Origin of the sequence: Staphylococcus carnosus, assembly GCF_900458435.1 — a bacterium.
Taxonomy (GTDB): Bacteria; Bacillota; Bacilli; order Staphylococcales; family Staphylococcaceae; genus Staphylococcus; species Staphylococcus carnosus.
On sequence record NZ_UHCT01000001.1, the window covers coordinates 1,533,156 to 1,545,398 of the forward strand.

The following is a 12,243-nucleotide window of genomic DNA, read 5'->3' on the forward strand; positions in this document are numbered from 1 at the left end:
GTGTCACTCCTTTGTTAATTGCAAGCTTGGTAGAAATTCAGAAAGATTATCGCATTTCATCAGCGATTCTCCGACTAATATACCGTCAATTCCTGAACCTACAATTTTTTCGACATCTTCTTTATTATGAATACCGCTTTCTGAAATATAGTAGAATCCTTTGCGTTTATTTTCCAAAATTTCATTAGTGTGTTCGACGTTTGTTACAAATCGTGTTAGGTCACGGTTGTTAACACCGATAATTTCAGGATGTAAATCATATGCACGGCGCAGTTCTTGTTTACTGTGCACTTCTACTAATACATCTAATCCTAAAGATTTAGCGTATTGATATAATTCATGCATTTGATCATCAGTTAAAATGTTAACGATAAGCAATATGACTGAAGCACCTGCTTTATATGCAACGTCAATTTGAATGGGTTCAATCATGAAATCTTTACATAGTACTGGTAAATCTGTTTCTTTTGTAAGTTTATTCAATCTCTCATAACTTCCGCCAAAGTAATACTCGTCTGTCAGTACTGAAATGGCTTGAGCACCATACTCTTCATATTCTTTAACTTGCTTTGTTAAGTCGCGATTAGGCAATACAGGTACTGAAGGACTTTTAGATTTAATCTCTGCAATCACTGATAAGCGATCTCTTTCTGCTAATCGTGTGCTTAATTTTTTCTTATATCTTACATCTGTATATGGCAAACTTCTTAATAAGTCATCATAATAGCCATCTTCAAGTAATTCTTTTTTATATGCGACAATATCATCCAATATGGTCATACACTTGGCCTCCTGTTTTCTTGTATTGTTCAAATGCTTTTCCATCGTCTATAAGTTGTTGTGCAAGTTGCACCCCTTCTTTGATAGAATCTGCTTTTTCAGATACATATAAAGCAATACCCGCATTCAAAACAACAACATCACGTTTACTTGAATGATCTTTGCCTGTCAGTATGTCTAATGTGATTTCTAAATTTTCAGCAGGTGTACCGCCTCTAAGTGTTCCGTTTGCTGCTGGTTTTAAACCGACGTCTTCTGCGTTTAAATAGTATGATGTTACACCTGTTTCTTGATTTACTTCATAAATGAGATTATCTCCTGATAATGTTGCTTCATCCATGCCGTTAGCTCCGTGTAATACAATCGCACGTTTACGTTTCAAATCATAGAGTGTCTCTGCCATTGCTTTAACGAAATCCGGGTTAAAGACACCAACTACCTGATAATCTAATTTGTATGGATGAATCATGGGTCCTAAAATATTAAAAATAGTTGGTCCATCCATCATTTTTCGAATTGGTTGAATGTGTTTCATTACAGGATAAGTATCAGTTGCATTTAAGAATGCTAAACCTGTCTCATTCATTCTACCTTCTACATCTGGAACATGCGTTGCTGCAATTCCCATTTTGTTGAGTAAATCACTGCTGCCTGAAGCGGAAGTGATACTTTTATTACCATGTTTAAGTACGTTCACATTTGCTGCTGCAACTACGAAAGAAACTGTTGTAGAGATATTGAAACTATTTGATTTATCGCCGCCTGTTCCACAAACACACATTGCTTCAGGGTACACTGGTTGAACCGGATACATTGTTTGAATCATTGCTTGTACTAAATATGTCACTTCAACTTGATTTAATGGTCGATTCGTATATTCAGATAACAATGAAGCTTTTTCTTCATTTTCAATATCAGGGTTGATCAATGTCTGAATAAATTCGTTAATGTCCTGCTGTGTTAAGTTGTTTTGCTGTTGAATTTTTTGAATGAGTGTCATGGCGATGTGCCCCTTTCTCTACACTTTGAATGAAATTTTGAATAATATCGGCTCCATGTTCTGTAGCAAATGATTCTGGATGGTACTGAATTCCGTAATGCGGATATTGTTTATGTGCAAAAGATTGAATACAATCAGCAGTTTCACCTGTAATTTCCAATACTTCAGGAAACGTTTCCGGGTCACTAATCAGACTGTGATATCGCATGATTTTAAATGACTCTGGTAAGTTTTCATATAAAACTGTTTGTTTTGTTTGATGCATGGTATCAATTTTACCGTGCAGCACTGTCTCTCCTTGAACTACTTTTCCGCCGTAATAACAAGTCAGTGCTTGCGAACCTAAACATATGCCAAGTATCGGTAATTCATGATAATGATCAATGATATTTTTTAAATCTTCTGTATCTTCTGGGTGCCCAGGTCCTGGTGAAATAATAATACCGTCCGGATTCAAATCAAATACCGTTGGATCATCTGGATATTTCACTACTACATCTGTAAAACCTGCGGCTATATCTACTAAGTTATAAGTAAATGAATCGTAATTATCTATTATCAAAATCATGGTGTAACCTCCAATAAGCTTTTGGCTTTCAACAATGTTTCTTGCAATTCTTTTTCTGGAACTGAGTCATATACCACACCGCAACCTGCTTCCACATTGACGTATGTGTCATCAATCAGCATTGTACGAATAGCTAATGCAAAATCTAAATCGTGATTACAGTTAATGTAACCAACACCTCCGCTATAAACGCCTCTTTTATATGGATGCACTTCATAAATACGTTCGATTGCTCTTAACTTAGGTGCACCTGATACTGTTCCTGTCGGCAATAAGCTTGCGATGATATCCATTGGCGAAGTCTTTTCTTTTAACTGACCTGTAACTACACTTACGATATGCATGACATGTTCATATTTTTCAATTTCCATCAATCGTTCAATTTTTGATGTACCTGTTTGACTCACTCTATGAATGTCATTACGTCCTAAGTCGACTAACATACGATGTTCGCTTAATTCTTTTTCATCACTTAATAATTGAGCTGCATTTGCTTCATCTTCTTCGTTAGTAGCACCACGTTTAATCGTTCCAGCAATTGGATTTGTAACAACTTCATTATTTTTTACTTTGACGAAACTTTCTGGCGAACTTCCTACAATAATTGGATTATCAATATTTAAATAATACATATATGGACTAGGATTTTGTCGTTTCAATTTTCGATAAAGTTGATAAGATAATGGTTGCAGCTTGTCTCCGAATTCATGTTTATATCGATATATTCTAGAAGGTACGACTTGGAACATGTCACCTTCTGTAATAAGTTGTTTGAAACGAGAAACTGTCTGAATAAACTGATTATCAGGAATATTCGGAATTATCTCCTTTTGACTTGCATGAAATGAAGTGTCAGGCTGATACAACACAATGTCCTGTAATGCTTGTACTTGGTTTTGTACACGCTGTTTTACTTCACCTTTATGTTCTTTAGAGAATAAGTTGGTAGATATTACATAAAGATATTCTTTATAGTGATCGAATACATATACATTCTCAACCATGTTTAATTTTACATCAGTTTGTTCTAGGTCTGAATTGATTTCACGTCGTTTTAATACTGGGAACTCGTGTCTGACTAAGTCGAAACTGCAAGATCCAATAAAACCAGAAATGAAAGGCAAATCTTTTAATTCCTCATCTTCAACTTCAGCATAATATTTTTGAACATAATCTTTTAATTTTTCATAAGGTGCTTCAGTTTCTGTTATCGTTTCATCTGGTGTACGTATTATTAGTTTATCTTCTGTAAGTGTTACATCACCGTATATATCGAAAGCAACTACTGAATAGCGCCCCTTCGTTTTGTTTTGACTTGCGCTTTCTAAAATAATTTTCTTATCTCTTAATTGTGCTAATGCTTCTGGTGTAATATCTGCATTCAATCTATCGTATACAACTTCCATTTACCTATTCTCTCCTTTCGGCGACAAAAAAGCGCCCTTGTATTTAAACAAGGACGCTTTCTGCGCGGTACCACCTTTGTTAGCAGTTAGTCATAACTGCTCACTCATTTCCCGATTTAATTTGCAGCTTCCAATAAAACCCAATTCGTTCAGCAGAGAGGTTAGTTCGCATCCACCACTAACTTTCTGAATTCTCTTATCTGCTGATCTACTTCATTTTATCTCATCACTGTATTTCCTTTTAATATAAAAAACACCACAATAACACTATTCCCAATAAGGACGTGTTACCGTGGTGCCACCTTAGTTCAACATTTAAAATGTTCTCATTCTAGTATTTAAGTTTTAAGCATTCTATCAAAAGCCCAATTCACATAATATGCTGTACTGATTTACATCAACCATCAGTTTTCTGAGTGCTACAAAACATATCAGCTACGTTTACTTTTAATTTTTTAATAATGTAGTTAGTATCTTACACTTGGTTTTATAGAATGTCAACACTCAACTCTAAATTTTCTGTCATCTTTACAAAAAACTAACAATTATATTTTAATCTTCCACCATATCAGAAAAGATATAAGCCTTTAATAGCGCCTGTGTTGCTTCAATTGATGTGATATGTGTACGCTCTAGAGCATGAGAAGATTCAATGCCTGCACCGAACAAACCATGTTTTACATCGGCACCTGAGCGTAATGCCGCTGAAGCATCTGATCCATAATACGGATAAATATCTACTTTATAAGGGATTTTGTTTGTCTCGCATAATTGCGTTAAGTGTTGACGTAATTTTTTATGATAAGGTCCAGAGGCATCTTTAGCACAGATTGATACCGTGTACTCATCTGAAGTTTGGCCGTCACCTAATGCACCCATGTCAAAAGCAATATATTCTACGACTTTGTTTGGAATTGAAGCATTTGCTCCATAGCCGATTTCTTCGTTATTTGAAATATAAAAATGTGTTGTATAAGGCAGCTCTTTTCCATGTTCTTTATTTTCTTTCAAGAAATCCATAATCATCGCTACACTTGCTTTATCGTCTAAGTGGCGAGATTTGATGAAATCATTTTCAGTAATTTCTGTTCTAGGATCTAAACTAATAAAATCACCTACTTCGATGCCTAACTTACGTGTATCTTCATCGTTATGTGTCACTGCATCAATTCGAACTTCCATATGTTCTTGATTTCTAGGAATATTTTGGTTATCTCTATAAACATGAACAGAAGTTTCATGCAGACAAATTGTACCTGTGTATGTTTTTCCTGAATCCGTATGAATTGTACAATATTCACCTTCGATTGCGTTATAAGCATAACCACCGATTAAATCAATGGCTAAGCGGCCGTCTTCTTTAATTTCTTTTACCATTGCACCCAGTGTATCAACATGCGCTGTAATACAACGTTGTTCTACATCATTTTCCCCTTGTACAGTAATCATTAAAGCACCCTTATTTGTAACGCTCGTCGGATATCCTAATTCTTCTGCAAAATCCTTCACATAATCAATGGCTTTGTAAGCATCTCCTGATGGACTTGGAATTTCAGTTAACGTTTTGATTGTTTCTAAAATTTGTTTCGCCAATTTAATCCCTCCTTATAGTTATTGTACCGATTTAAAACGAAAATAGAAATTGAATTCACTTTATTCCTACTTGCATCCTCAGATTATTTACTCTATAATATTGCTATTCTGAAAATTTTGACAGAGGTGAGTCTTTTGACACAAAATATTTTGTTTGTAGGTCTGGGTTTAATTGGAGGCAGTCTCGCTAGTAATCTTCAATACTATCAAGAAGATACTCAAATCTCAGCCTACGATTCAAACCCCAGCCAGTTAGATAAAGCACTTTCAATCGGTTTAATTGATAAAAAAGCAGAAGACTATAAAGAAGCAGCTGCTGAAGCAGATATTATTATCTATGCTACACCAGTTCAACAAACTGTTAAGTATTTACAAAATTTATCTGAAATGAAGACTAAGCCTGGTTTAATCGTCACAGATACAGGCAGTACCAAAGGAACTATCCAAAATTTTGAAAAACAATTATTAGCACAAGATATTCACTTGGTGGGCGGACATCCGATGGCAGGCAGCCATAAATCAGGTATCTTGAATGCGAAAAAGAATTTATTTGAAAATGCTTATTACGTTCTTGTACACTCTGAACCAGAAAATGATGCAGCATCAGAAAAAATCCAAAATCTTTTACAAGCAACACGCGCAAAAATTATTGCTACATCCCCTTCTGAACATGATTTTGTAACAAGCATAGTAAGCCATATCCCGCATATTGCAGCTTCTTCTTTAGTTAATTTAAGTCGAGATCACAAACAAGACTCCCCTTTGATTCAACAATTAGCGGCTGGAGGATTTCGTGATATTACCCGCATTGCAAGCAGCAGCCCAGAAATGTGGAGAGATATCATGCATGAAAATAAATCTTATATTCTTGAAGGTATACGCGAATGGCAAAAGCAACTCTCGATATTAGCAACACAAATCGAATCTGAAGATAGTGATGGCATCTATCAATTCTTTGAAAATGCACGCAACTACCGCAATCAATTGCCTGCTAAAACACCTGGTGCGGTGTCTAGTTCTTATGAACTCTATGTCGACATCCCTGATGAACCAGGTATGATCAGCAAAGTCACTTCTATCTTGGGTTTACATAATATTTCTATAAGTAACATAAATATTGTAGAAGCCCGAGAAGATATCTATGGTGCACTACGCATTAGTTTCAAATCTCCTGAAGATCGCGAATCTGGAATAAAATCATTACATGAATTTGACACTTATAGTCTATAGAAACACCGCATTTAGCTCGTTGTCCTAATTCCAAGTAGGATAACGAGCTTTTTACATTTTATGCCCTGCCATTAAACCAAGACGTCCATATTTAGTTCCTGCATCTGTGTAAGAAACTGCTTTAGATACAATCCCTTTTCCATACTTTTGCTGAAGTTGATCGATAGTTTTAGCTAATGCTTCACTTCGTTTTCTTTCATATTCGTCCACAAATAGATTTAATTGCTGAATACCTTCAGGTACAAATTGTGTTAACGAAATGCTTAAAGTACGATACAGCATATCTTTTTCACATAATTTATCCGCCCATTTTTCAACCATTTCCCAAATCTCTTTATCTAAGTTGGTCGGCTCTTGTAATGTAAATTGTTTGTGTACACCGCCTCCATCTCTATAACCGAAAGAAAAAATGAATGGTACGTGCACGCATTTTACGTATTCGAACACGCATTGCCGCATCCTCTATTAATTCTTGCATTACAACTTTGGCATCATTGTATTCATAATCTCGCATCAAAATCTGACTTTTGCAGATAGAAGGATTAGTTGTTTTATATTTTTCTCGAATTTTACTTTGGTCTATTCCGTGTGCATGCAGATGCATATCAATACCTTTTATTCCAAAATCTCTTTTGAGATATTGATAAGGATAATGTGCTAAATCTCCAATGGTAAAAATACCGCGTTTATTTAATTTCTTTTCTGTTCGTTTATTGATTCCCCAAAATTTATTAAGCGGTTTTATATTCCATAATTTTTCAGGGACATCTTGGTAGCGCCATTCAGCAATGCGATTGGGTTGGTGTTTTGCCTCAATATCCATTGCTAACTTGCTTAACAGCATATTAGAACCGATACCAACAGTACAATAGATTTGTGTTTTATCATAAATTTCTTTCATAAGTTTGATACAAAAAGAATGTAATGTACTGCTGAAACGATGATAGCTGTCTGTCACATCCATAAAAAACTCGTCAATACTATATTGGTGTAAATCTTCTGGAGGTACGTATTGCAAAGCTATTTTAGAAATCATAATAGAGACATCTAAATACTTGCGCATGCTTGGATTAATAATATAAATATCATTACGATGCGGTATTTCAAACAGTCTTGAACCTGTTTTAATACCAATTTCTTTTAACGGCGGTGTTGCTGCTAATACAACAGAACCTTGGCGTTTGGTATCTGCGACAACTGCCAATTTCGTTTTCATAGGATCAAGACCTTTAGATATACATGAAACACTTGCAAAGAAACTTTTTTGATCAATACACAATATATCTCTGTCCTCTAATAAATGATAATCATACATATTATCGCCCCCGCAATTTGATACTTTTATTATATGCGAACATTTGTTCTTATTCAACAACTTAAAGAACAAATGTTCTGTTTTTAAATTATTCAAATTTTGAATATTCTAATTTAAAAGTGCTATAATAACTATGAACTAAACAAAAGGAGGAATTCACATGCCACTCGTGAATATCAAATTAATCGAAGGTCGTTCTGATGAACAATTAAAAGATTTAGTAAAAGAAGTAACAGATGCTGTAGAGAAAACTACAAAAGCAGACCGCAATGCTATCAGCGTTGTATTAGAAGAAATGAAACCTACACATTATGGTGTTGGCGGCGTAAGAAAATCAGATCAATAATATTGATAACAAGAAAGCCTGAGAAATTAAGTTCAAAACTTAACTTCTCAGGCTTTTAATTATTTTTTACTTTGTTGGTTACCCTTTTTAGAATTATCGTTTAAGAATTCTTGGATTGCTTTTTTATTCTTAGGTTTGTCTACTTCTAACGCACTACCGCTTTCAGCCGTTTGGATATCTTGATACGTTCCTTTCATCGGAACAGTCAATGTTTGAACGTCCTTATCTCCTCTGATACCAAAATTAATACCTGTTTGCATCAATGCAGAATCCGGAATGTCAGTATTTAAATATCCTCTTAAAATACCTGCTACTTTCGGTAATTTAAATATCGCACCTGGTTTTGTCATTTCTTGTTTAAGTGCTTTGATTACTTGTTGTTGTCTGCGCACTCGTCCAAAGTCACCTTCTGGGTCATGACGGAAACGTGCATAACCAAGTAATTCTTTACCATTTAAATTATGATGACCTTTTTTCAATGATACTCCAATTAATTCAGACATATCTTTTTCTACATCAATTGGCACACCTTGAGGTGCTAATTCATCAATCATTTTTTCAAAACCTTTAAAATCAATCACAGCATAGTATTCCGGATCAATACCATAATTTTCTACCAGCGATTTACGTAATAATTCAGGGCCGCCTAATGAATAAGCAGCATTAATTTTATAGTTTCTATAACCTGGTATTTTAGCGTATGTATCACGCATCACAGATACAATTTTCATTTTTTTATGAATATAGTCATATTGCGCGACCATAATTGAGTCTGTACGAGATTTACCGCCTTCAGATTTATCGGCACCTAAGAGCAGAATTGAAATTTTTCCGTCGTTTTTAACAGGACCGTTAAATTTTTGAACTTTCATATTTGAATTATGCTTTTTCGCATAATCAATACCACTTTTGTAACCAGAAACAGCATAAACAATAAATGCTATCAAAATAATGAGTATACCCAGTAAAATAAATGGTAATTTACGTATCTTTTTCTTCATTCTTTTTTTACGTGGCGGAGGTGGATTGTTGCTACTTCTTTTATAATTTTCTTTTTGTTTGTCTTCTTCAGTCATTTTAACCAACCTTATATCTTCAAAATTAACAGTCTATGTAATATAATTAATACATACTAAAGTTATATAAATTTCTTTTAAAAATCAAGTGTTTTATAAGCAAATGGTACTAAGGTCCCAGAAAAAGAAAGGATAGATAACATGAATATCAACACTGCATACTTTGCAGGCGGGTGTTTCTGGTGTATGACCAAGCCTTTCGATTCATATGATGGCATTGAAAAAGTGACATCTGGTTATATGGGCGGCACAGTAGAAAATCCGACTTATGAAGAAGTCAAAAAAGGAGAAACAGGTCATTTAGAAACTGTCAAAGTAGAATATGACGTGGCACTGTTTTCTTATCATAAATTATTAGAAATTTTCTTTTCTGTCATCGATCCAACTGATGCAGAAGGTCAATATCAAGATCGCGGTTCTCAATATCGTACTGCTATTTTTTATACAAATGAAGACCAGCGAGAAACTGCAGAACAATATATTGAAGAGCTGAAATCTACGATAAATCGAGATAAAGCAATTGCCACTCAAATTTTGCCTGTTTCTGAATTCTATGAGGCAGAAGAATATCATCAAGACTTTTACAAAAAGAACCCTGAGCGTTTTGCTGAAGAAGAACAACAGCGCGAAGCAATCAAACAACAACAAAATAAATAAGCAGCACAAAAATATGGTAAGAGAGCCTAAAACAATAGACTTTCTTACCATATTTATATTTATAAACATTCTACTATCATTCTAAAATATTAATTTCATCATGATGCCATCTATTTTTTTCCATCATATCAGTCCAATTTTGGAATAATTGCTGCGCAAATGGAATCCAATACGCTGGAAGTGGTTTAAGCGTATCTCCACGGAAGTAATTTTTAGGTTTAGCCGCCGCTTCCCCATTCTTCTCTCTATCTCTCACATACTCATTCAACAACGTATCCGCTTCATACTCAAAATGACCGCCGATATATAAATCCGTCCGTGCTTGATTAGAGATAAAATCTACTCCCGTATAAGGACTATACGTAATCACATCTAAATCCGCTTCATCCATCACCTCATAAGGATCCATAAACGAACCGCGAGACTGTGGAATAATATATTCAGGAATCGCATCTAATACAGGATGTTCTTGCATAATGTGATAACGATAAATCCCCGTCATCTTTTCAGGAAACATTCTTTTTTGAATCCCATATCGGTAATTCAATGCAAACTGTGCGCCCCAGCAGATAAACATACGCAACTTCACATGTCTATCAGACCAATCATAGATTTTTTTCAATTCCTCTACATAATCCACTTCAGAAAAAGAAAGATGTTCAACAGGTGCCCCTGTCATAATCAAACCATCATAATAATGATCCTTAATATCATCAAATTCCTTATAATACTGCTCAGCACGTTCATTCGAAGAAGTTCGGCTTTGATGGGTAACAGGATAAATAAAATCAACATTAATCGAATGATCCGTTTGTCCAAATAATCGTAACAGCTGACTTTCAGCATCTTCTTTAACCGGCATCAAATTAACAATTAAAAGATTCAAACCCTCATTCATCCGTTTATCTGAAAAAGCAATGTGCTCTGCTTTCAATGCAGGCAGAATAGGAATTCCATTGGTAAACAGCATATTAAATCGCGTCTAATCCTTTTTCTAAGTCATTAAGGATATCATCAATATGTTCAAGTCCTACAGAAATACGAATTGTTTCAGGTGTAATACCTGCAGACAATTGTTCTTCAGGCGTTAATTGAGCATGCGTTGTAGAAGCCGGATGAATCACTAATGATTTAGCATCCCCCACATTCGCAAGCAATGAGAACAATTCTAAGGACTCGATAAATTTGATACCTGCATCATAACCGCCTTTGACACCGAAAGTGAAAATAGAACATGCACCTTTAGGTAAGTATTTTTCTTTTAAATCATAATACTCGCTTGTAGGCAAACCTGCATATTTCACCCACTCTACTTTTTCATGATTATTCAAGAACTCAGCTACTTTTTCAGCATTTTCAACATGACGTTCCATTCTTAAAGACAATGTTTCTAAACCTTGAAGTAATAAGAAAGCATTCAATGGAGATAAACAAGCCCCTGTATCACGTAATAATGTTGTTCTGATTTTAAATGCTAATGCCGCTTCACCAAATGCATCTGCAAATACTAAATCATGATAAGAAGGATCTGGTTCTGTCAATCCAGGGAATTTATCATTTTGTTTCCAATCGAAGTTGCCTCCATCTACAACCACACCGCCCATAGAAGTACCATGACCGCCAATAAACTTAGTTGCAGAGTGCACTACAATATTCGCACCATGTTCAATCGGTCTGAATAAGTACGGAGAAGCAAATGTATTATCTACGATTAACGGGATACCTGCTTCACGCGCAATTTCTGCCAACGCTTCTACATCTTCTACATTACCTTCAGGGTTGCCGATTGTTTCAATATAAATCGCTTTTGTATTGTCTTTAATCGCATTTTTTACTTCGTCCAAATTCTTGCTGTCGACAATAGAAACATCGATACCGTATTTCGGCAATGTATGGTTGAATAAAGTATACGTACCGCCATATAATGTAGAGCTCGCTACAATATGGTCTCCTGCTTCAGCAACGGTTTGTACCGCATACGTAATCGCTGCCATACCTGAAGATACTGCTACCCCTGCAGAACCGCCTTCTAATTCAGCTACACGTGTTTCAAATACTGCTACAGTCGGGTTAGTTAAACGAGAGTAGATATTACCGAGTGCATTCAAACCAAATAAATCTGCTGCGTGTTGTGTGTCGTCAAATGTGAATGATGTCGTTTGGTAAATTGGTACTGCTCTTGAATGCGAAGCCGAATCCACCTCTTGCCCTGCGTGTAATTGTAATGTCTCAAATTTAAAATCGTTTGTCATGTTCCATTTCCTCCTTATTT

The 12,243-nt window shown here is 35.3% G+C and carries 11 protein-coding genes and 1 pseudogene; 3 read left to right on the forward strand and 9 right to left on the reverse strand.

The genetic code is table 11. The annotated features are described in order from the left end of the window. Nucleotides 1–3: 3 nt before the first annotated feature. The 5 genes from trpC to DYE31_RS07435 form a co-directional block, all read right to left on the reverse strand. Nucleotides 4–780, reverse strand: a complete 777-nt coding sequence (trpC, locus tag DYE31_RS07415) for an indole-3-glycerol phosphate synthase TrpC (protein ID WP_041612971.1) — start codon at nucleotides 778–780, stop codon at nucleotides 4–6. Further along, nucleotides 764–1,780, reverse strand: coding sequence for an anthranilate phosphoribosyltransferase (trpD, locus tag DYE31_RS07420; RefSeq protein WP_015900263.1), 1,017 nt, complete (start codon nucleotides 1,778–1,780; stop codon nucleotides 764–766). Before trpD ends, trpC begins: the two co-directional genes overlap by 17 nt. Then, a complete protein-coding gene (locus DYE31_RS07425; protein ID WP_015900262.1) occupies nucleotides 1,725–2,348 on the reverse strand; it encodes an anthranilate synthase component II in 624 nt (207 codons plus the stop codon). The genes trpD and DYE31_RS07425 overlap by 56 nt, the downstream gene beginning before the upstream one ends. Continuing rightward, nucleotides 2,345–3,754, reverse strand: a complete 1,410-nt coding sequence (locus tag DYE31_RS07430) for an anthranilate synthase component I (protein ID WP_015900261.1) — start codon at nucleotides 3,752–3,754, stop codon at nucleotides 2,345–2,347. The genes DYE31_RS07425 and DYE31_RS07430 overlap by 4 nt, the downstream gene beginning before the upstream one ends. Nucleotides 3,755–4,306: 552 nt before the next feature. Beyond that, nucleotides 4,307–5,347, reverse strand: coding sequence for a M42 family metallopeptidase (locus tag DYE31_RS07435; protein WP_015900260.1), 1,041 nt, complete (start codon nucleotides 5,345–5,347; stop codon nucleotides 4,307–4,309). 135 nt (nucleotides 5,348–5,482) lie between these two features. Between DYE31_RS07435 and DYE31_RS07440 the strand changes: the two genes are divergently transcribed. After that, complete coding sequence (locus DYE31_RS07440; protein WP_115314375.1) at nucleotides 5,483–6,577, forward strand: prephenate dehydrogenase; 1,095 nt, start codon at nucleotides 5,483–5,485, stop codon at nucleotides 6,575–6,577. Nucleotides 6,578–6,628: 51 nt separating this feature from the next. On the opposite strand, the pseudogene DYE31_RS07445 reads toward DYE31_RS07440, so the two are convergent. Beyond that, a pseudogene (locus tag DYE31_RS07445) lies at nucleotides 6,629–7,892 on the reverse strand (Y-family DNA polymerase). A 160-nt stretch (nucleotides 7,893–8,052) separates the two neighbouring features. Here DYE31_RS07445 and DYE31_RS07450 point away from each other — a divergent pair. Next, the gene (locus tag DYE31_RS07450; protein WP_015900256.1) at nucleotides 8,053–8,238 is read left to right on the forward strand and encodes a 2-hydroxymuconate tautomerase; all 186 of its coding nucleotides are present in this window, start codon (nucleotides 8,053–8,055) and stop codon (nucleotides 8,236–8,238) included. A gap of 59 nt (nucleotides 8,239–8,297) precedes the next feature. On the opposite strand, the gene DYE31_RS07455 is transcribed toward DYE31_RS07450, so the two are convergent. Next, nucleotides 8,298–9,314 (reverse strand): LCP family protein, encoded by a 1,017-nt coding sequence (locus tag DYE31_RS07455; protein ID WP_015900255.1) that lies wholly within the window; start codon nucleotides 9,312–9,314, stop codon nucleotides 8,298–8,300. A 141-nt stretch (nucleotides 9,315–9,455) separates the two neighbouring features. On the opposite strand from DYE31_RS07455, the gene msrA reads away from it, so the two are divergent. Next, complete coding sequence (gene msrA, locus DYE31_RS07460; RefSeq protein ID WP_015900254.1) at nucleotides 9,456–9,971, forward strand: peptide-methionine (S)-S-oxide reductase MsrA; 516 nt, start codon at nucleotides 9,456–9,458, stop codon at nucleotides 9,969–9,971. 76 nt (nucleotides 9,972–10,047) lie between these two features. Here msrA and DYE31_RS07465 read toward each other — a convergent pair whose 3' ends face one another. Beyond that, a complete protein-coding gene (locus DYE31_RS07465) occupies nucleotides 10,048–10,941 on the reverse strand; it encodes a homoserine O-acetyltransferase/O-succinyltransferase family protein (RefSeq protein WP_015900253.1) in 894 nt (297 codons plus the stop codon). 1 nt (nucleotide 10,942) lies between these two features. Beyond that, a complete protein-coding gene (locus DYE31_RS07470) occupies nucleotides 10,943–12,223 on the reverse strand; it encodes an O-acetylhomoserine aminocarboxypropyltransferase/cysteine synthase family protein (protein WP_015900252.1) in 1,281 nt (426 codons plus the stop codon). Nucleotides 12,224–12,243: the final 20 nt, after the last annotated feature.